We start from the raw sequence: 19,083 nt of genomic DNA, 5'->3' as shown, positions 1-19,083 counted from the left end.
GCCTGGGCGTTTTCCACCCGATTTATTTTTTACTCCTGACATGTGTGACTCCAGGCGCCTAGGCTAGCGCCCTAGTTGGGCTAGGCGGATAGCCACATTGCCATAAACGCAAGCCAAAAAAGCGAAACCCGCGCCAGCATGGGACTGAGCGCGGGTTTCAAAGCCACCGCGGAGGGTGGCGGAGGATAAATACGTACTAGAAATGCAAAAAGCCCACTTTTGGCGAGCTTTTAAGCGGTCTGAACATGCTTTCGTCCAGACAATATCAGGAATATGCATCAACTGAACCAAAAAGTCAAGAGATAGGTAAAAAATTTTCTTACCTATCTCTATAATTATCAGTCAATCATTTAAATCTTGGTTGTATGCATGTCGGCTCCATATCAACTTAACTTGGCTTTCGCTACACCCCGCTAACTCGGCGGTGCGCTGGATGGTTTCTTTAGCGCTGCGTAAGGCGATAATGCGCTGCTGTTGAATCAAGTTGGGTTTGCGGCCCCCATATTTGCCTGCTTTCTTGGCTAATTCTATGCCTTGGCGTTGGCGCTCACGGCGTGTTTCATAGTCATCACGAGACATTTGCAACGCGAGCCTGAGTAGCATTTCCTGGGTAGATTCCAGGACGATTTTTGCGATGCCATCCGACGCCTGCGCGAACTCCGATAAATCAACAACCCCCGGTATGGCTAAGCGTGCGCCTTTGGCCCGAATAGCTGCAATCAGTTGTTCCGCCCCAGGTAAAGGCAAGCGGCTTAAGCGGTCTATTTTTTCAGCCACCACGACCTCATCAGATTGCAAATCTTCAATCATGCGCAGCAGTTCAGGGCGATCTGCCCGTGCGCCTGATGCCTTCTCCCGATAGACCCCTGCAATGTAATACCCTGCTTCGCGGGTGCTGTCTTCTAATGTAGCCTGGCGGGTGAGGTCTTGCTCTTCAGTGCTAACACGTAGGTAAATACGGGCAACGTTCATAGGGGATGCTTCCAATGAAGTAGAGGGCCTTAAATTGACAAATAGAGTATACCCTATTTGACTAGTGATTATCGTACTAGCCAAAAATTAAAATAGCAACCCTATTTGACCACAACCAATTTGACTACTTAAATTGGCTACCCCAGGTATTTCTATGGGATGCTGCCCTCTACGTTCAGACCTGGCGTGCAAAAATTAAAAATCTAGCTTTAAGAAAAATGCCTGTTTTTTCAATCACTCAACAATTTCTATCAGCCCGCTACGCTCAAAAATCGGCGTTAAACGCTCGATTGCCTCGCCTTCAAGTGCTCTTCCGTTGTGGGCGATAACCTTTACATCACGCATTACGGTAGATTGAGATAGCCCATATTCTTTAGCAATTTTGCGGGTGGACAGGTGCTTACGCTGCGCCCCTCTAACAAACACGCTCCACGCTATCGCTAGCGTTGCCTCGTCGTGCTGTGTGAATATCTTTTCCCGGCTGTAATCGCGGATGCCACGCACACCGCCCGCTTTACATTCTTGATGTCCATACCATGCATGAATTGCATCTACCTCTGATTGGGGCAAGTGAAGCATTACCATATTACGCACTAATGCACACTGCCCCCGAACTTCCAATGCCGTCAGCCCGTCAAGGTTTATAGAGCTAAATGTTCTAGTTTTTTTAATTAGTGTCTGCATTCGGCTTTTGTATGTTGCTGGCAAAATCTCCATGAGAAAAGAAAAATGTAAGCACTGCTGCACGGATCTAAAGATAGGTGTGGCGGTTATGGTCATATGTGCGTCCAAGTCTAGGATGTCTCCATTGGTAAGGCCCAGTACGCCTCTACAATGGCTTTTTAAAATTTTCTCTTTGTAGTGATGGCAATTTGTTGTTATGAAATGTGAGCGAGGCTGATAGCGTGGTTATCGTCTCGCCATCAGCAGATAGTTATCTCCACCTCAACGCGGGGCGTTCCGTACTGCTTACTGGCGCGCACATCGATTACTTGAGAGTCATCCTCCCACGTCACGCCGTTTGCACCATCCTTGATAGCCTTAACGATATTGTCCAAGTCGGGGCGCTTGGTATGAGCAATTGCGCCGATAGCTGCCGCTTGTTGCTTCTTAAGACTCCAGCTTGTCGGGATGGTAAGGAAGGCTCGAATAGTTAGGTTTACGGCACCCTCTACAGGCAATTTCTCGCTCATTGCCTGCTGCGCAACCAGCCGGACAAGGCTTTCATATCGAGCGGTTTTTGCTGGTGTGTAGTGCGCGATACGGCCATTTCGAACGAATGAACGGGCTCGACCTTTTGCGACTGGCTCGCCTGGAATGATGAATTTGATGGTGTCTGGCATTTTTTAGTCCGAAAAAATTCAAATCAGCGTCATCTAACCGAGCGACAATTTCGGCGCACGGCGTAATACCTGTGTCATGCTTAAAACTCTTTTTTTGCGCGATAACTTTCCCAATCTAGCGTCAGTCGCACGCCACCGCGCTCTGTCAGTCGGTCATAGGCTGCGGTGCCCAAGATATCTATTAACTCTTCGCGGTTATGATTTGTCGCTAGCAAATTTGGCAGTTGCGCTTCGTAGCGAGCATCTAATAGCCGGAAAAAGGCATCTTTTGCGCTTTTGGCGTTACTGCTTCTGCCTATTTCATCCATGATGAGCAGATCAACAGATGCCATGTTTTTAAGCCATGTCTCGCGCTCGTCAAACGCTTTCGACCAATACGCATCAAAGTATTCGCTTGCCTTAATGCGTAGCACCGAATACCCAGCTGCCAATAACTGGCGAGTGATTGCGGTGGCGAGGTGGTTTTTTCCCGTACCTGTGCGCCCGCAAAGTAGCAGGCACGTGCCTGTTTCGCGGTACTTGGCGAAGTCGTTGGCGTATTCCTTGCAGCGATTAAGCACAAGCTGCTGCTCGCTAGTGGTCGCCTCGTAGTTGCAAAAATCACAATCCAAAAACCGCCTTGGGATATTGCTATTTGCCAGCAACCGGGCGGCGTTTTCCTGCTTGCGGCAGGTAGGGCAACTGCCTGCAAACCAGCGTTCCTGCCCTCGCTCATCCTGCGTGTTCAACGGGTATTTGCCGTGTTTTTCGCACTCCTCAAACTGCATGGTGAAAGGCCGTAACGCCAAATCTGACAGGCTATTTGCCCGTGCTGAATCGATAGCGGTTTGCGCAAAATTCACCGCGCTTAACGCATTTCTCTCGGCGTTCATATCAGGCCGGTTCCTCGACATCATGCCTGTCATGCGTTGCTCCTTGTCTTGGCTTTAATTTGTCCTGTGAGACCAAGCGTTGCGCGTCTGAACGCTGCCCCTTCACGACCCCAAGCACATAGGCAAAGCCCTTGCCACGCTCACGTGCAATCGGAACCGCGTTAACGAATTCTTGAATTTCGGCCCCCTCATCCAGCAGCGCCAGCAAGTCGGGGTGAGATGAGTTAACCGAAGAAAGCCCGGCTGCACTGAGCGCGACACACACCGCGCCTGCGCGAGTGGTTATGTGTGTGTCTTTACACATATGGGTACTGGTGTTTGGTGACTGGGGGTTGGTGTCTGGTGTCTGGTTAGCCGTGGCAGGTGCGTTACAGGTGCGTTCTTGTTCGGCACCTGTTCGCGTTGCAGATACGTTGCAGGTTTGCTCCTGTTCAGTACCTGTTCGCGTTATAGGTGCGTTTCTGGTGCGTTTTATCAGCTCCCGCAGTTGCGTAATAGGCGTGTCCCATTTCGGAGTAATGCCAAACTTCCGGAGCTCGGCAAACAGACGTGCGCGTTCTTCACGGTTTCGGCGCATTCGCTCTTTCTCGTGAGAGGCTCTTTGCTGGCGTTCGGCGTCACCTTCTTTATACCGGCTGATTTCCTTATCGCAACGGTGGTTGTGCCAGCCGTCTTCCTTCAGAATAAAAAACTCTTCAAGTACGGTAACGACCGCTTCGCGTTCCTCTTTGGTTCGAGCGCTGACGAGACGTTGTACGACCTTAAGATCAACAGGGATTGGCTTTTCGCTGGCGTAGTACTTCCGAATCAACCGGCTATAAGCTGCATCCTCAATAAAATTTAGATGCGCGGTAGCCTCAGTGTAATCACCGATATGATGTTCGTAATAGTTCATTGGTGCTCAGAGAAAAACGAGATGATCGCAATCTGCGAGGCGAAATTTGCCACCGTGATACGTCATGACTGGACGTGATGGTTTGCTCATTTCAATTTCTCTGTTCTTTGGATACACGAATATGCGCTTCATAACTTATAGGCAATGGCTTGTCTAAGCGAAGGGCAGCGCCTATAACTAAATCTGTTTGCCTTTGATTTAGTTTCTCTGGCCATTGTGAAATTGCACTCCGACCCACACCGATAGCCCGCCCAAGATCAGCGCCACTGCCAAATACCCTAATAGCCTGCTGCTTTGAAAGAATCATAATTTCGTGCACTTTAATTTATCTATGAAATTAAACTAATAATATTTCTATTTAGTTAAACAATCAAGCATTTAATTAAGTGAACACTTGTGCCAAAAGCGTTTAATTAAGTGAACACTGAAGGAAAATATGAGGTAAAGTTGTAACTTGTCGAGAACAGTCTCGCCTGAACCGAGGGGGAAAATTTGGTGAAAGCCCCAAAGGTTTTTTCAACGCATCCTAAAGAAGTTTTCAATGCGATATGAGTTTTAAAGATAGATTTCAGTCCATATTGGACGAGAAGGGCCTCATTCCAGCAGAGTTTTCGCGGCTCTCGGGCATTCCCCCTGGAACAATTTCCGTTTGGCGTAATGGCAAAGTGAAAGTTCCCGATGGACAAAATTTAACGAAGGCTGCAAAGGCTTTGCAGGTACATTTAGATTGGCTCTCTCAGGGAGTAGGGCCCAAAGAATGGGGCGAAAAAGTTAAGCTGGCTGAACGCGAAAAGGGTAGTAAGCCTGTTAACAGGGTCAAAATTAATTTCTTCGAGGGCACACGTAAATTTTCTACTGAGCCAACCGGAGACAATATGGCCCCCATCTTTTTTTCTCAAGAATGGTATGAAAAAAACAACTATCATCCCGAAGAGCTTTTTGCTATCGAGATAAAAGGCTCAGCTATGGAGCCCGCTCTATATGATGGCGACTGGGTTATCGTTAATACTGCTGATACCACCCCTAAAGAGGGGGTTGCCTTTGCGGTTCACGATGAAAAGGCGGTCGTGATCAGACGCCTCTTTAAAACAGGTAATCAATGGCTAGCCGCATCAGACAATGCGGAAAAAAGAATTTATAGAGATAAGCTAATTACCGAAGATAATTTCATTATTGGCCGCATTGTTCATAAGCAGAGCGAACGCATCTAATCTAGAAGCACAAGCAGCTAGGAAGACGCTTTTCGCTTCTTCCTAGCCCCCCCCTCACTCCACCTACGAATCGTTTTGTCGATTCAAATCAACTAAAAGAGAATCAATTTAATTAATTCTCTTGACATTTCCTCGTCCAAACTGTTTAATTTGATAGACAAATATGTTTAATTTGATAGACAAAAGTAAACACTAGCCGTTGGCAACAAATTCGACAGTTGGAACGGGCTGGGTTAAGAACATTACGCCGGTCTGACTCTTAACATTGAAATAGGGAAAGTTCATGACAGAGATAACCAAGGAACCAACACTCAATCGAAGCGTAAGAGCATTACCATGAAAAAATTCCTAACCAACTTCGTCTATTACGTACGCCGCGGCCATAGCATCCGCAGCGCTTGGAATCTTGCCAAGGTGACGCTGCTATGAACATTCATGGCTTTCCATGCGCTGTTACCGCTGATCTGAATCGCTACCTCACGCAATTTGACGAGAACGAACGCTGGCAAGAAACAGTCGATGCGAGACAAGAAAAGCTACTTGGCGATGGCAGCGATTGCTATCCATTATCGATCAACAACCTGTTGGAGGCGATCTGCGAGATCAACATCGAAACCATCGCCGCTTTGCTCAAGGCAGGTAACTACGAAGAGGCGGGAAAAGCACTCGCCGCTTTGGTGAATGTGTATTGGGAACGAGAAGCCCAACGCAAGGCCGAGCGCGAGATTGAAAACGAACGAGCGAATGCCTGCCCACGCTGCCTTGATCGAGGCTGCCGCCACTTTGACGAAAACTACAGAAGGAGCTACTGATGAACGTATCGAACGATGCCTTTTTGAAGGAGAGACAATCTGGCTTGGGGGGCAGTGACATTGCAACACTATTTGGCATCAACCCATTCTCCACCAAGCTCGAGCTCTATTTACAAAAACGTGGCGAAATCAAACCACACCCAGACAACAGTCGTACAAAGGCTGGTAAGGTCATGGAGCAAGTGATTGCAGCTATGGTTTCGGAACGCACAGGCAGCAAACTACGCCGAGTGAACAAGACTCTACGCCACCCCGAACACGGCTTTCTGATTGCACATATTGACCGCGATTTTGTCGGCATATCAAAAGGGCTTGAGATCAAGAACGTTAGTCCGCGCATGGGCTATTTATGGGGCAAAGACGGCCAGCCTGATGCCATTGCTGAATACTACGTCCCGCAGCCACACCACTACATGCTAATTCTAGACTACCCGGCATTTGACGTAGCAGCTTACTTCGGCGGGGATGATCTGCGCATCTACCCGATGGAGCGCGATCCAGAGATGGACGAAATAATCATCGAGACAGCCCACGACTTCTGGCACAAGCACGTTCTAGCTGGAGTACCACCAGAGCCGGAGTTCGATCACCCTGCAACGCTTCCGATGTTCAAGAGACTGTATCCAGGAACCAATGGAGCAACAATCGAAGCCGACGAAATAATCCTGCATTGGGCCAAGGTTGCACAAGATGCTGCCAAGCGTGCAAGCGAATATGAAAAGGTCGCAGAAGGCGCTAAAAATCATCTTCTGGCTTTTATGGGTGAAGCCGCTGTTCTGAAACTGGATAGCAACAAGGTCTTTCGCCGTAAGTCAATTCAGAAAAAACCCTACACCGTCGAAGCAACTAGCTATATCGATGCCCGTTTTGGCACAACTAAGGAGTAAACAAGCATGAATGAAGTCCTCACCGCTAATCCCTTCGCAGCATCCTCTGCGACTCAAGCGCGCTCGGGTGTCAACGCTATAGCCCAAACAGACCAACAGCGCGCAGTCGCAGAAGTTCAGGCAGCCATGATGATCGCTCGGATGAATCCTCGCGATCCCATCGTCGCGATGGATCGCATCCTCAACACCTGCACACGTCCGAGTCTCGCAGACGCTGCTGTGTATACCTACGCAAAAGGCGGTTCTAATGTCAGCGGCCCATCAATTAGGCTTGCCGAAGCGATAGCCCAAGCCTGGGGTAATTTGCAATTTGGTATCCGTGAATTGGATCAAACCAATGGTGAATCCACAGTACAAGCTTATGCGTGGGACGTTGAGACCAATACCCGCCGAGAAATCACGTTTCAAGTACCGCACCTCCGCTATACACGGAAAGGTTCGTACAAGTTAGAAGACCCACGCGAAATTTACGAGTTAATTGCTAATCAAGGAGCAAGGCGTTTACGTGCGTGCATATTGGCCGTGATTCCTGGTGACGTGACCGAGACAGCAGTTGCTCAATGCGAGGCCACCATGCGCATCAAGGCAGAGACCTCGCCAGAAGCCATGCAGAAGATGATGGCGGCCTTTGAGCCGTTCGGTGTAACCAAGGAGCAGATTGAGAAACGCATTCAGCGTCGCCTCGATGCCATCCAACCCGCGCAGGTCGTCAGCCTCAAAAAGATTTACACCAGTCTGCGTGATGGCATGAGCACCCCCGCTGATTGGTTCGACGTCACCGAGACAGAAACCACCCCACAAGCCACAACCGCATCCAGAACCCATTCCGTCAAAGCCAAGGCTCGGGAACAGCGCGAGGCGGCACAGAAAACAAGCAGCATAGACCAACAAGATAATGCACTGCACCAACTTGAACCAGGCAGCAAACAGCAAGCATTCGGCATCACCTTCACTCAAGTATCCGACCAACTGCACAGAGCAAGCGATGTTGACCTACTTGATGCGGCTGCCGACCTAATTGGCGAAGTAGCTGAACCAGCGCACCGCGCGGAATTAAGCGCCATTTACCACCAGCGCCGCGCCGAACTCGACTTATCAAAGCAATGCTAGATGCCGCTAAACATATCAGCCTATGTTCCTGAAAAATTATCGTAAAGGTGCTGCCATGAAAAAATTCTTAGCCAAACTCCTCCACTGGAAAAAATTCCTCTCCGGCTTTTTTTACTGGAAGCGACAAGGCTTTTCTATTTTCAAAGCTTGGCAAATGGCGGGTAAAACTCTTTAGCTACCTCTCAAAATTCATCCTACCTGTTAGGATCGCTGATCATTGACTTGAAAATATTTTTATCAATCAATAAAAGAGGTAAACATAAATGGTGCTAGAAAATGCAAATGAACGCTATGTTAAATCATGGAGTGAGGAATAAATGACCATGCGCGAAACGGTCATTCAGGTAGCTGCCGCCCCCTACGTTAGGATCCATCTGGCCGCCACCATCACAGGACTGACGGAGAAAGCCATCAGACGCAAAATTGAAGATGGCAAATGGATTGAACGCCAAGAATACCTGCGAAAGGACGGAGAGATTTATATATCGATGAAAGGATATCAACAATGGGTAGAAAAGGTACTGGCGTAGAAATTCATGGTAACGCGATCAGATTGTCGTTTACTTTCGACGGCAAGCGCGAGCGCAAATTATTAATGCTTAATGACCAACCGATGCAGCCCACGTCGGCGAATATGAAATATGCGCATCGTATCGCACAGGAAATACGGGAGCGGATACGGCACGGCACATTTAATATGGCCGAATACTTCCCAACAAGTGGCGCTGATGGTGTGTTCACCTTGAAAGGCTGGTTTGACACGTGGTTAGATACGCAGAACATCAAAAAATCAACTAAAGCTGGCTATAAAAACGGGATCAATTTCTGGAACAGAGCGATCGCTTACAAAGAAAAACAGATGCCCTTAGGCACACTAACGTTATGTAAGCTCAAACTGAGTCACCTGCTCACAGCGATTGCCCAACGGCCTGATTTGAGTGGCAAGACGATAAACAACTACGTGTCCGTTATTCGTCAAGCACTCGACTTGGCTGTATCAGATAAAATCATCAGCAAGAACCCAGCCCAGGAGGTACCGCGTGCCAAACACCAAAAGCCGCAGCCCGACCCCTTTAGCCGCGATGAGGCTGAAGCGATTATTGCGGACATGGGGAAACACTACCCCGAGCAGATTTATAACATGGTTGAGGCATGGTTCTTTACCGGCCTACGCACGTCAGAAGTGGCTGGTCAGCGCTGGCCTAATGTTGACTTGTACAACAAGAAACTCACTGTTGCCGAAGTCATCGTGTTGGACGAAGAGAAAAGCAGCACCAAAACCAACGTAGCGCGCGACGTGATACTGAACAGCCGTGCGCTAGGAGCGATTAATCGCCAAGCTAAACACACTCGAATAACCGGAAAGCATGTATGGCGGGTTCATGATAAGCCTTGGATGGACAAGGATTGGGAGGGCTTCCGGCTTAACCACTGGACACCCTGCTTGAAGCGCTTGGGTATCCGCTATCGACGCCCTTACAATATGCGACATTCTTACGCCACGATGATGCTGATGGCTGGAATGACTCCGGCTTTTTGCGCTCGACAGCTTGGACACAGTATTGAAATGTTTTTGCACACTTATGCAAAATGGCTAGACGGCGCACAAAACGACTTAGAAATGGCGCGGTTTGAGTCGAGCCTTGGAGAGAATTTGCCCCAAATTTGTCCCAGAAAAAGTAGCTTAGGTTTCTAAGCTAATGAAATATAAGGGAATTTTTGGCGGAAAGGGAGGGATTTGAACCCTCGATACGGGAGACCCGTATACCGGATTTCGAGTCCGGCGCATTCGACCACTCTGCCACCTTTCCTAGATTTTCTGCTGTCGCAGCGAACAGCGACGAGGGCAGATTCTATCAGAACGATGGGGTTACTGTCTTAATTTATTGTTTTTTAGTTTTAATTTTCTTGGTTGGCATCCAGTTGTGGCTGCAGCGTGAGCGTGTCAAACATATCTTTTGCTTGATCCCGTATTTGCGTTTGCATTTGTATAAACAAATTCTTCGATTGTTCGAGATAGCCGGTCATCATGGTTTGCATTAAAGGCGCTTGCATATTGATAAATTGTGACCACATATCAGCAGAGATGTTGCTATCGTAAATATCTTTCAATTGTTCGGTGAAGGTGTTTTGAATATCGATGAAAGCTTGCAGATTTTTTTGTAGATAGTTGCCAACCATTTCCTGCATAGGGTGGCCGTAAAAGCGGATGATTTGCAATAGCATTTCATGAGAAAAAATAGGCGCGCCAATGCTTTCTTCCTCGAAGCTGATTTGCAGCAAGATGCTGCGTGTCAGATTTTCGTTTGTTTTAGCATCTACTACCCTAAATGTCTGCTCGTCTAGCACCAGCTGTTTTACATCGGCTAGCGTAATGTACATACTCGTTTGCGTGTCGTAGAGTCGGCGATTCGGGTATTTTTTTATTAAGCGCAGATTTGTTTCGTTGGTCATTTTTGCTCTTGTTGGCTTACTGTCCTATAGTATTCACTAAATTACGCGGATACGCCACTCATCTTCGATTTAGTGCTCAAGCCAGATCATTGCCGCTTGACGTCCTGTTAAAGTTTGTCGTCGATATGAATAGAAGTGCGTAGGGTCGGAAACAGTGCACCAGGCGCCACCGCTGATGCGTTGAATGCCAGCGCGGATGAGCCGCAGACGTGCCAAGGCGAATAAGTTGGCCCAATATTTTCCTGGCGTATTTAGGCGAGGGCGGAAGGCGGCGGCAGTGGTAGCGCTTTCACCTGCTGTGGCCGCTGCTAAAAATGCAGCGCGTACATCGTCACCCACTTCAAAGGCGTGCGGGCCAATTGCCGGCCCAAGAAATGCATATAACTCTTGGCTTGAGCTTGTCAGGGCAGCAACTTCAGCGGCGGTGTGTTCTAGCACACCAGCTACGAGGCCGCGCCAGCCGGCGTGAGCGGCCCCCACTGCGCGACCTGCGCCATCGCAGATGAGTACTGGCAGGCAGTCAGCGCTCATGATGGTACAGGCAATGCCGGCTTGCGCTGTGACGCTGGCGTCTGCGCGTGGTGGGTGAAGTGCCTCTAGCGCAGTTTCTGCGCGCACTACGTTGGTTTGATGAACCTGCTCAAGCCAGGCGATACGGGTGTCGGTAAGGGTGGCTAGACGTTGACGGTTGGCGGCAACGCACTCTGCTTGATCCCCTGTATGCAGGCCCAGGTTAAGGCCTCCCGCAGATTCAATCCGGTTCTGCCATTGTCCATAGGGCGGGGGACTCACGCCGCCGATACGGGTTGTAAAGAGTATGCGCACTCGTGATGAGACCGGCCAATTAGGCGTGAGGCAATTTGCTAGTGATAATGGAGAGTATGCCGTTGTGTCTGGCTTCATGTCAGTGGGTGTTGTGGGTCGTTATGCTCTACACCCTCAGCTTCAATGGTATCGCTCATCACCGTCGGCGCTAGGCCTAATGCCTCTGCCAGCAGGGAGATGTCAGCGGGCGCAGGCGTGTGCCATGCGCAGGCGAGGCCGGTTACCGGGTGCTCTAATTTGAGTTGCCAGGCGTGGAGTGCTTGCCGTGCAAAGTCAGCGGCACGGGTGGTGGCTAAGAGTTGCGTATAGGGGGCGGTTTTACAGTACAGCGGGTCGCCGATGAGCGGATGGCCAATATGGGCCAAATGCACACGAATTTGGTGGGTGCGCCCGGTTTCGAGATCGCACTGTATGGCAGCGAAGGATTGGCCCGCTAGGGTGCCGGTTGCAATCCGTCGATAATGGGTGCGTGCGGGTTTACCCACGGTACCCGCTACCACGGCCATTTTGATGCGATTGCGCGGGTCGCGGCCAAGCGGAGCATTAATCGTGCCATGGGCATTGGGTGTGCCCCAAACGAAGGCAAGATAACGGCGTTTGACGGTACGCGCTTGTAGCTGACGGACCAGGTGAGTTTGTGCCGTCAGCGTGCGTGCAATCACCATTAAGCCAGACGTATCTTTGTCGAGTCGATGGACAATGCCAGCGCGGGGCAGGCCGGCGGCGGCTTTGCCATAGCGGTGCAACAGTCCGTTGAGCACGGTGCCATGCCAGTTACCTGTGGCCGGATGGACCACCAGCCCGGCGGGTTTATTAATCACCAGCAGTGCGGCATCTTCGTAAACTATTTCAAGCGGCACGGGCTCCGCTGTAAACGCAGTTTCCTCAGGCAATGGCTCGGGGGCGATCACGATCGATGCGGCCAGTGGCGCGGCTTGACGGATGCGGCCAGGCTGGCCGTTGACTTGTACACGCCCGGTTTCTATCCAGCTTTGCAAGCGGTTGCGTGAATAACTCGGGAACAGGCGAGCGAGTGCTTTGTCCAGGCGTTGGCCTGCCAATTCGGCCGGAATCTGGGCCATTAGCTGAGGCAGCTCGTCTGCTGGCGCACCCTCAGTGGGCTCTGCACACAGCGCGAGAGCATCATCATCGAGTATATCTGCGTCAAATCCGGCGGCAGAGTCGAGGCTTGGGCTATAATCTTCTACGAGAAAACGAGTCATTGAGATTGAAAAGACAAATGCAAGTGCTGAATAAATTTAAAATAGTGGTTCTTTTAGGAAGTATCGCGGCCATTCTGACAGGCTGTAGCGGTTTACCTGAAAAGATTGATGAAACAACAACCTGGTCTAATGGAAAATTATACTCGGAGGCCCAGGAAATGCTAACCGGCGGTGACTGGGCTCGTTGCGCGAAATATTTTGAAGCGCTAGAAGGCCGAGATCCGTTTGGCGAGTATGTGCAGCAAGCTCAAATCAATGTTGCTTATTGCAACTGGAAAGATAACGAAACGGCCGCTGCTTTGCAGGCCGTTAATCGTTTTATTCAATTGCATCCGAGTCATCCTAACATTGCGTACGCTTATTATCTAAAGGGCGTCATCAATTTTAATGATGAGCTTGGTTTATTCGGCCGCCTGAGCCGACAAGACATCAGTGAGCGTGATCCAAAGGCGATGCGTGATTCATACAGCGCCTTCAAAATAGTGGTTGCGAGCTATCCACAAAGTCCGTATGCGCAGGATGCCGCGCAACGGATGCGCTATATTGTCAATGCCCTGGCGGCCCACGAAGTGCATACGGCTGATTACTATTATCGGCGGGGCGCTTATATTGCGGCGGTGAATCGCGCGCAAGCAGCGCTTAAGCAATACGAAAACGCGCCGGCTACCGAAGATGCGCTGCATATTATGGTGCTTTCCTATCGCGCGCTTGGCCAAACAAAACTGGCTAACGATGCTGAGCGTGTCTTGCAGGCCTCTTTCCCGGCGAGCCGCTATCTGCGGGATAGCGGTTGCAAGTTGAAGATTAAATCGTGACGCGTATGGATTGACTAGCGGTTGTCCGTCGCCGCTAGCGCTTCTTTAAGCGTACTGAATGGTCTCAATGCCCGCTGCGCTGGCTAATAAGCATAAGTTTGCGTGGCGTTTGGCAAAGAGTCCCACGGTCACGACCCCCGGCCAGCTGTTAATCTCCGCTTCGAGGGTTAGTGGGTCAGTGATATTTAAGTGCTGAACATCAATAATTTGATTGCCATTATCCGTCAGATAAGGCGTGCTATTTGAGGTGGTGCGTAATACCGGCATGCCGCCTAATGCGAGGAGCTTGCGGCTTAGTGCGCTGCGTGCGATGGGCATAACTTCAACCGGTAGTGCGAAGTGACCTAATGTATCGACGCGTTTAGAGGCATCTGCAATGCAGATAAATGTCTCGGCTACCATCGCAATAATTTTCTCGCGCGTCAGCGCACCGCCACCGCCTTTAATCATATGCCCATGATGATTGATCTCGTCAGCACCATCGATATACACCGGTAAGGTTTCGATCTGATTGAGTTCGAATACTTCAATCCCATGCATTTGCAGCCGCGAGGTGCTTGCATTTGAGCTCGACACAGCACCCCGATAGCGGCTGCCAAACACTTTGCGCTCAGCCAGAACGTCAATAAAATAGTTGGCGGTTGAGCCGGTGCCGATACCGATCACGGCCCCTTCTGGGGTGTGGGCGAGCACATAATCCGCCGCCGCTTGGCTAACGAGAAATTTTAAGGTGTCCTGGGACATTGAGGTAGATCAAAAAAGAGAATTAAAATGATTCAACGGGAGCTGAGTTGGCCATGGTTTTTTTAGCGCTTGGGTACCGAGTTCACCATGATCCGTTGCCGCCGCGCCTCGAATAAGGCAATCCCGCTGGCTACCGATACATTTAGACTTTCAACTGTGCCGGCCATTGGAATGTGCATCACTTCATCGCAGGTTTCGCGGGTTAAGCGGCGCATGCCTTCGCTTTCTGCGCCCATGACCAGCGCCAGCGGACCGGTAAGTTTGGTTTCATATAGGCTGGCGGGAGCATCATCCGCGGTGCCGGTCACCCAAATATTGGCGTCTTTTAATTCGCGTAAGGCGCGTGCTAGGTTGGTGACCGTAATATAAGGGGTTATATCAGCTGCGCCGCTGGCTACTTTGGCGGCAGTTGCATTGAGTCCCACCGCCCGATCACGAGGGGCGATTACCGCCTGTGCGCCAGCTGCATTCGCCACGCGCAAGCAGGCGCCAAGATTATGCGGATCAGTGACGCCGTCAAGCACCAATAAGAGCGCTGAGCCGCTAATGCCATCGAGTAGCTCGGCCAGATTCTGGGCCAGGTAGACTTCCGTGACGCGCGCGACTACGCCTTGGTGGCGGTCAGTGCCGGCGAGTCCTTGCAATCTACCTTCGTCAGCTGCAATCAGCCGCACGCCGGTGGCGGTATTTAAAAAATCCTGCATCCGCCGGTCGCGGCGGTTTGGATCATATAAGATTTCAGTGATAGTGGATGCGTCATGCCGCAGCCGTGCCGTGATTGCGTGAAAACCGTAAAGAAGTTTGAGATGAGCCATGCTGTAGAAGAGAAATCAAGTTTTTTTGCGCGGGCGTTTTGAGCTAGCCTGGGTGCTGCCGCGGGGTGCACGTCGAGGCGTTTCAGCGGGTTCTTTTTTTGCCGGCTGGGTTACTTTTGCTTTAGGCTTTTTCTCGGCTTTGGCAGGGACCGTTTTGGTGGTTTGGCCTGCTGGCAGCTTGCGAGAAGTTTTAACTGGCTGATCCTGCACCAGAATAAAATCAATTTTACGTGTGTCAAGATCAACTCGACCTACCTGTACGCATACGCGATCGGCCAGCCGGTAGCGAGTGCCGCTGCGCTCGCCGCGTAATTCGTTTTTGATTTCATCATATTGAAAATAATCTGAGCCAAGTTCGGTCACATGCACTAGACCTTCAACAAACAGCGTATCGAGTTGCACAAAGATGCCAAATGAAGTTACTGCGCTGACCATGCCACCATATTCTGCGCCGAGTTTATCGCGCATAAAATAACATTTAAGCCAGGCTTCAACATCGCGCGAGGCTTCATCTGCGCGTCGTTCATTGGCTGAACAGTGCAGGCCAAGCGACTCCCAAATCGCTTCCTTGCCTTGGCGTGGCGGTTTTGGTGCGGTACTGGCTTCGTTTTGTAAAGCGCGGGCACGGTTGCTCAGGGCAGTATTGAGTTGCATACCCGGCAACAGGGCGGGTTGATAGCGCTTGCCGCTTAGCACCGCTCGGATGGCGCGATGCGTAAGTAAATCGGGGTAACGTCTAATCGGGCTAGTAAAGTGGGCATACGCTTCATAGGCTAAGCCGAAATGACCAATATTGTCTGGGCTATAGACGGCTTGTTGCATTGAGCGTAGCAGCATCGTTTGCAGCATTTGCGCATCTGGCCGCAGACGTATTTGTGCCATTAGTGCAGCATATTCGCTAGCATGGGGTTTATCGCCGCCTGCCAGCGAGAGCCCAAAGCCACGCAAAAAGCTCCTTAGATTGGCGAGCTTTTCTTCGGTCGGGCTGTCATGGATGCGGTATAGCCCCGGGTGTTTATGGCGCTTTAAGAAATCAGCCGCGCAGACATTAGCGGCTAGCATGCACTCTTCAATTAATTTGTGTGCTTCATTGCGCGTGCGGGGGACAATTTGCTCGATTTTGCCAAGCGCATTGCACACAATATAGGTTTCGACCGTATCAAAATCAATTGCTCCGCGCTGATGACGCGCGTTTGCCAGCAGTTGATAGGCGCTATACAGATGTTGTAAATGCGGCAGCAAGGCAGCGTGGTTTTTGGCTTCTAGGCTGTTGGTGTCGCTTAAGATGGCGGCGACTTCAGTATACGTTAAGCGCGCTGCTGAATGAATCACGGCAGGATAGAATTGATACGCATGGAGCTCGCCCTGAGCGCTGATCACTAAGTCGCACACAAGGGTGCAACGATCTACGCCTGGGTTAAGAGAGCACAGCCCATTCGATAATTTTTCCGGCAACATTGGAATCACCCGGCGCGGAAAGTAAACCGAGGTGCTGCGCTCCAGCGCATCGATGTCAAGCGCATCGTTTGGCTTGACATAATGGGAGACATCCGCAATCGCGACCAGCAGCCGAAAACCATTGCCGCGGCCGACTTTGACCGGCTCGCAATAGACCGCATCGTCAAAGTCGCGCGCATCTTCACCGTCGATGGTGACTAGTGGCAGATCGCGTAGATCGACGCGATCGTGCAGATCGGTTGGGCGTATTTTTTCGGGTAACTTCTTAGCTTGAGCGAGTGCCGCCTCGCTAAATTGATGGGGGACCCCGTGTTTGCGTACGGCGATTTCAATTTCCATGCCAGGATCATCGATCTCACCGAGGATTTCGACAACTTTCCCCAAAGGCGCGGCATGACGGCTTGGAAATTCGATCAGCTCAACGCTCACCACCTGACCGGCTTTAGCCTGACCATGGGCCTGCGGAGCAATCACAATATCGTGGCCAATGCGCTTATCTTCTGGCACCAGCACCAGGGCGCCATTTTCGTTCAGCAAGCGGCCAGTGACATGCGTATTGGCGCGCTTGGTGACTTCAACAATATGCCCTTCAGGCCGTCCACGGCGGTCATAGCCAACCATGCGCGCGAGTACACGATCATTGTGCATGACCTTTTGCATTTCAGCATTGCATAGAAAGAGATCGGCTTGCGCATCGTCACGAATTAAAAAACCATAGCCATCGCGGTGACCTTGGATGCGGCCGGCCACAAAAGTCGAGGAGGAAGCCAGTTGAAAATAACCTTCTTGGCTGGCTTCAATTTGCTGGTCACGCTCCATGGCGGTTAGCCGTTTCAGAAACCCTTCCTCTTCTAAGGGTTTGACTGAGAGTGCTTGAGCAATATCATGGGCAGTGAGCGGAGCAGTGGTTGCTCGCAACACACCAAGAATGTCTTCGCGGCTTGGAATGGGATAAGGGAATTTATTCAAGGGCAGTTTAATGTTTTTTGTTATGTGGGTAGGTTTTTCTTGCATGAGAGCTGCAAAAGCGAAAGAAGCAAATAAATCCAATGCTGCTAACTAGATAGAGATATTCTAACAGGGAAGGAGGTTTATACCAAATAGTGGAAATTTTAGGTTGCATCAATTCTTCGAGCCGATCAGTTTGGCTTAATGTTTTCTTTGTTGTATCCTGCGTCCTTCTTGTTGGTTTACCTCTTTATTTCTGATTCTATACGATGCCGCTTACCCATTCTACACCTAAGGTTGGTTTTGTTTCACTGGGTTGCCCAAAGGCCCTAGTCGATTCTGAACATATTTTGACTCAATTGCGCGCCGAAGGCTATGAAATTTCTGCGACCTACGCTGGCGCTGATCTAGTGGTGGTAAACACCTGTGGTTTCATCGATGAAGCGGTGCAGGAAAGCCTGGATACAATTGGCGAAGCTTTACACGAAAACGGTAAAGTTATTGTCACGGGTTGCTTGGGGGCGAAAAAAAGCGCGAGCGGCGCCTCTTTGATTAAAGACATTCATCCAAAAGTACTCGCCGTCACGGGGCCGCATGCGCTGGGCGAAGTTATGCAGGCGGTGCATCAGCATTTGCCAAAGCCGCACGACCCCTTTGCTGATCTGGTGCCGGCCGCAGGCGTGAAGTTAACGCCTCGCCATTACGCCTATCTGAAAATCTCTGAAGGCTGTAATCATCACTGTACCTTTTGTATCATCCCGTCGATGCGGGGCGATTTAGTCTCGCGGCCGGTCGCGGATATTATGCTGGAAGCAGAAAATCTGTTGCGTGCGGGGGTCCGCGAACTGCTCGTGATTTCGCAAGATACCAGCGCTTATGGTGTTGATGTCAAATATCGTATGGGTTTTTGGAATGGCCGGCCGATCAAAACCCGGATTACTGAGCTCGCAACGGCGTTAGGCGAGTTGGCGGCTCAGTATGGTGCCTGGGTGCGTCTACATTATGTTTATCCTTATCCGCATGTCGACGAACTGATTCCGCTGATGGTGCAGCAACGGATCCTGCCTTACCTTGATGTCCCGTTTCAGCATGCGCACCCGGCGGTGTTAAAACGGATGAAACGTCCCGCCAACGCGCAAAAATCGCTTGAGCGGGTGCAAGCATGGCGCGCGATGTGCCCTGAATTAACGATTCGGAGTACTTTTATCGCCGGCTTTCCAGGGGAAACGGAGGCCGAGTTTGAAACCTTGCTGGACTTTATCCGCACCGCTGAACTGGACCGGGTGGGGTGCTTTGCCTATTCTCCTGTAACCGGTGCGGCTGCCAATGAATTGCCAGGGGCGTTGCCCGATGCAGTGCGCAATGAGCGGCGTGCGCGCTTTATGGAAGTGGCCGAAACGGTCTCGGTGCAACGTCTCAAGCGTAAGGTGGGGCAGACATTGCGTGTTTTAGTGGATGAACTGAATGAAGCCGGCGGGGTGGCGCGTTCGTCTGCAGATGCGCCAGAAATTGATGGCGTAGTTTATATTGAGCCGATTTCCAAAGCATCTCAAGCTTATCAAGCGGGTGATTTTGTTGAGGTAAAAATTACCGGCGCCCAAGGGCATGATTTATGGGGCGAAGTCTGTAGCAAAGCGAGTTAACGCAGGAGTTATCGATGGCTACTCATTTCTTGAACGAAGCATTTCGACTCATTTGG

The 19,083-nt window shown here is 50.5% G+C and carries 19 protein-coding genes and 1 tRNA gene; 8 read left to right on the top strand and 12 right to left on the bottom strand.

Going from position 1 to position 19,083, the window contains the following annotated elements:
• Window positions 1-342 precede the first annotated feature (342 nt).
• The 5 genes from KMZ15_RS05075 to KMZ15_RS05055 all read right to left on the bottom strand — a co-directional run bounded on the left by KMZ15_RS05075 (window position 343) and on the right by KMZ15_RS05055 (window position 4,082).
• Window positions 343-972 (bottom strand): recombinase family protein, encoded by a 630-nt coding sequence (locus tag KMZ15_RS05075; protein ID WP_223691224.1) that lies wholly within the window; start codon window positions 970-972, stop codon window positions 343-345.
• 234 nt (window positions 973-1,206) lie between these two features.
• A complete protein-coding gene (locus KMZ15_RS05070) occupies window positions 1,207-1,557 on the bottom strand; it encodes a hypothetical protein (RefSeq protein WP_223691222.1) in 351 nt (116 codons plus the stop codon).
• Window positions 1,558-1,895: 338 nt separating this feature from the next.
• Window positions 1,896-2,315, bottom strand: coding sequence for a RusA family crossover junction endodeoxyribonuclease (locus tag KMZ15_RS05065; RefSeq protein ID WP_223691220.1), 420 nt, complete (start codon window positions 2,313-2,315; stop codon window positions 1,896-1,898).
• A gap of 80 nt (window positions 2,316-2,395) precedes the next feature.
• Window positions 2,396-3,187, bottom strand: coding sequence for an ATP-binding protein (locus tag KMZ15_RS05060; RefSeq protein ID WP_223691218.1), 792 nt, complete (start codon window positions 3,185-3,187; stop codon window positions 2,396-2,398).
• Between the two features lies 1 nt (window position 3,188).
• Entirely contained in the window at window positions 3,189-4,082 is an 894-nt protein-coding gene (locus KMZ15_RS05055) for a YdaU family protein (protein ID WP_223691216.1), read from the bottom strand.
• Window positions 4,083-4,630: 548 nt separating this feature from the next.
• Here KMZ15_RS05055 and KMZ15_RS05050 point away from each other — a divergent pair.
• The 6 genes from KMZ15_RS05050 to KMZ15_RS05025 all read left to right on the top strand — a co-directional run bounded on the left by KMZ15_RS05050 (window position 4,631) and on the right by KMZ15_RS05025 (window position 9,798).
• Window positions 4,631-5,293, top strand: a complete 663-nt coding sequence (locus tag KMZ15_RS05050) for a LexA family transcriptional regulator (protein ID WP_223691214.1) — start codon at window positions 4,631-4,633, stop codon at window positions 5,291-5,293.
• A 425-nt stretch (window positions 5,294-5,718) separates the two neighbouring features.
• Complete coding sequence (locus tag KMZ15_RS05045; protein ID WP_223691212.1) at window positions 5,719-6,105, top strand: hypothetical protein; 387 nt, start codon at window positions 5,719-5,721, stop codon at window positions 6,103-6,105.
• The gene (locus tag KMZ15_RS05040) at window positions 6,105-6,992 is read left to right on the top strand and encodes a YqaJ viral recombinase family protein (RefSeq protein WP_223691211.1); all 888 of its coding nucleotides are present in this window, start codon (window positions 6,105-6,107) and stop codon (window positions 6,990-6,992) included. The genes KMZ15_RS05045 and KMZ15_RS05040 overlap by 1 nt, the downstream gene beginning before the upstream one ends.
• Before the next feature lie 6 nt (window positions 6,993-6,998).
• The gene (locus tag KMZ15_RS05035; protein WP_223691210.1) at window positions 6,999-8,102 is read left to right on the top strand and encodes a hypothetical protein; all 1,104 of its coding nucleotides are present in this window, start codon (window positions 6,999-7,001) and stop codon (window positions 8,100-8,102) included.
• Window positions 8,103-8,425: 323 nt separating this feature from the next.
• Window positions 8,426-8,632, top strand: coding sequence for an excisionase (locus tag KMZ15_RS05030; protein ID WP_223694719.1), 207 nt, complete (start codon window positions 8,426-8,428; stop codon window positions 8,630-8,632).
• Window positions 8,608-9,798 carry a DUF3596 domain-containing protein gene (locus tag KMZ15_RS05025; protein WP_223691209.1) on the top strand — a complete coding sequence of 397 codons (1,191 nt, stop codon included), beginning with the start codon at window positions 8,608-8,610 and terminating at the stop codon, window positions 9,796-9,798. The genes KMZ15_RS05030 and KMZ15_RS05025 overlap by 25 nt, the downstream gene beginning before the upstream one ends.
• A 24-nt stretch (window positions 9,799-9,822) precedes the next feature.
• On the opposite strand, the gene KMZ15_RS05020 is transcribed toward KMZ15_RS05025, so the two are convergent.
• From KMZ15_RS05020 to KMZ15_RS05005, 4 genes are all read right to left on the bottom strand, one after another.
• Window positions 9,823-9,913: transfer RNA gene (locus tag KMZ15_RS05020), tRNA-Ser, on the bottom strand.
• Between the two features lie 88 nt (window positions 9,914-10,001).
• A complete protein-coding gene (gene phaR, locus KMZ15_RS05015) occupies window positions 10,002-10,556 on the bottom strand; it encodes a polyhydroxyalkanoate synthesis repressor PhaR (protein WP_223691208.1) in 555 nt (184 codons plus the stop codon).
• A gap of 69 nt (window positions 10,557-10,625) precedes the next feature.
• Window positions 10,626-11,459, bottom strand: coding sequence for a peptidoglycan editing factor PgeF (gene pgeF, locus KMZ15_RS05010; protein WP_223691207.1), 834 nt, complete (start codon window positions 11,457-11,459; stop codon window positions 10,626-10,628).
• On the bottom strand, window positions 11,456-12,604 hold the full coding sequence (locus KMZ15_RS05005) for an RluA family pseudouridine synthase (RefSeq protein WP_223691205.1): 1,149 nt from the start codon (window positions 12,602-12,604) through the stop codon (window positions 11,456-11,458). The genes pgeF and KMZ15_RS05005 overlap by 4 nt, the downstream gene beginning before the upstream one ends.
• A gap of 17 nt (window positions 12,605-12,621) precedes the next feature.
• Between KMZ15_RS05005 and KMZ15_RS05000 the strand changes: the two genes are divergently transcribed.
• A complete protein-coding gene (locus KMZ15_RS05000; RefSeq protein WP_223691204.1) occupies window positions 12,622-13,419 on the top strand; it encodes an outer membrane protein assembly factor BamD in 798 nt (265 codons plus the stop codon).
• A 45-nt stretch (window positions 13,420-13,464) separates the two neighbouring features.
• Here the strand turns inward: KMZ15_RS05000 and rpiA are convergent, their stop codons facing one another.
• The 3 genes from rpiA to rnr form a co-directional block, all read right to left on the bottom strand.
• On the bottom strand, window positions 13,465-14,163 hold the full coding sequence (gene rpiA, locus KMZ15_RS04995; protein ID WP_223691203.1) for a ribose-5-phosphate isomerase RpiA: 699 nt from the start codon (window positions 14,161-14,163) through the stop codon (window positions 13,465-13,467).
• Between the two features lie 62 nt (window positions 14,164-14,225).
• Complete coding sequence (gene rlmB, locus KMZ15_RS04990) at window positions 14,226-14,978, bottom strand: 23S rRNA (guanosine(2251)-2'-O)-methyltransferase RlmB (RefSeq protein ID WP_223691202.1); 753 nt, start codon at window positions 14,976-14,978, stop codon at window positions 14,226-14,228.
• Window positions 14,979-14,993: 15 nt separating this feature from the next.
• Window positions 14,994-17,405 (bottom strand): ribonuclease R, encoded by a 2,412-nt coding sequence (gene rnr / locus KMZ15_RS04985; protein ID WP_223691201.1) that lies wholly within the window; start codon window positions 17,403-17,405, stop codon window positions 14,994-14,996.
• 248 nt (window positions 17,406-17,653) lie between these two features.
• Here rnr and rimO point away from each other — a divergent pair, with 248 nt between their 5' ends.
• The gene (rimO, locus tag KMZ15_RS04980) at window positions 17,654-19,027 is read left to right on the top strand and encodes a 30S ribosomal protein S12 methylthiotransferase RimO (protein WP_223691199.1); all 1,374 of its coding nucleotides are present in this window, start codon (window positions 17,654-17,656) and stop codon (window positions 19,025-19,027) included.
• Window positions 19,028-19,083: the final 56 nt, after the last annotated feature.

Source organism: Mycoavidus sp. HKI (assembly GCF_020023735.2).
In the GTDB taxonomy this organism is placed as follows: domain Bacteria; phylum Pseudomonadota; class Gammaproteobacteria; order Burkholderiales; family Burkholderiaceae; genus Mycoavidus.
Note: the sequence above shows the minus strand (reverse complement) of the source record. Positions and strands in the feature narration are given on the sequence as shown.

What these genes read in the sequence shown, in the direction of transcription:
- phaR (WP_223691208.1), bottom strand. Translation starts at nt 10,556, where the DNA reads ATGACCAACGAAACAAATCTGCGCTTAATAAAAAAATACCCGAATCGC.
- KMZ15_RS05055 (WP_223691216.1), bottom strand. Translation starts at nt 4,082, where the DNA reads ATGAACTATTACGAACATCATATCGGTGATTACACTGAGGCTACCGCG.
- KMZ15_RS05035 (WP_223691210.1), top strand. Translation starts at nt 6,999, where the DNA reads ATGAATGAAGTCCTCACCGCTAATCCCTTCGCAGCATCCTCTGCGACT.
- KMZ15_RS05075 (WP_223691224.1), bottom strand. Translation starts at nt 972, where the DNA reads ATGAACGTTGCCCGTATTTACCTACGTGTTAGCACTGAAGAGCAAGAC.
- KMZ15_RS05060 (WP_223691218.1), bottom strand. Translation starts at nt 3,187, where the DNA reads ATGAACGCCGAGAGAAATGCGTTAAGCGCGGTGAATTTTGCGCAAACC.
- KMZ15_RS05065 (WP_223691220.1), bottom strand. Translation starts at nt 2,315, where the DNA reads ATGCCAGACACCATCAAATTCATCATTCCAGGCGAGCCAGTCGCAAAA.
- KMZ15_RS05070 (WP_223691222.1), bottom strand. Translation starts at nt 1,557, where the DNA reads ATGGTAATGCTTCACTTGCCCCAATCAGAGGTAGATGCAATTCATGCA.
- KMZ15_RS05040 (WP_223691211.1), top strand. Translation starts at nt 6,105, where the DNA reads ATGAACGTATCGAACGATGCCTTTTTGAAGGAGAGACAATCTGGCTTG.
- rpiA (WP_223691203.1), bottom strand. Translation starts at nt 14,163, where the DNA reads ATGTCCCAGGACACCTTAAAATTTCTCGTTAGCCAAGCGGCGGCGGAT.
- KMZ15_RS05025 (WP_223691209.1), top strand. Translation starts at nt 8,608, where the DNA reads ATGGGTAGAAAAGGTACTGGCGTAGAAATTCATGGTAACGCGATCAGA.
- KMZ15_RS05005 (WP_223691205.1), bottom strand. Translation starts at nt 12,604, where the DNA reads ATGACTCGTTTTCTCGTAGAAGATTATAGCCCAAGCCTCGACTCTGCC.
- rimO (WP_223691199.1), top strand. Translation starts at nt 17,654, where the DNA reads ATGCCGCTTACCCATTCTACACCTAAGGTTGGTTTTGTTTCACTGGGT.
- KMZ15_RS05045 (WP_223691212.1), top strand. Translation starts at nt 5,719, where the DNA reads ATGAACATTCATGGCTTTCCATGCGCTGTTACCGCTGATCTGAATCGC.
- KMZ15_RS05030 (WP_223694719.1), top strand. Translation starts at nt 8,426, where the DNA reads ATGCGCGAAACGGTCATTCAGGTAGCTGCCGCCCCCTACGTTAGGATC.
- pgeF (WP_223691207.1), bottom strand. Translation starts at nt 11,459, where the DNA reads ATGAAGCCAGACACAACGGCATACTCTCCATTATCACTAGCAAATTGC.
- KMZ15_RS05000 (WP_223691204.1), top strand. Translation starts at nt 12,622, where the DNA reads ATGCAAGTGCTGAATAAATTTAAAATAGTGGTTCTTTTAGGAAGTATC.
- rlmB (WP_223691202.1), bottom strand. Translation starts at nt 14,978, where the DNA reads ATGGCTCATCTCAAACTTCTTTACGGTTTTCACGCAATCACGGCACGG.
- KMZ15_RS05050 (WP_223691214.1), top strand. Translation starts at nt 4,631, where the DNA reads ATGAGTTTTAAAGATAGATTTCAGTCCATATTGGACGAGAAGGGCCTC.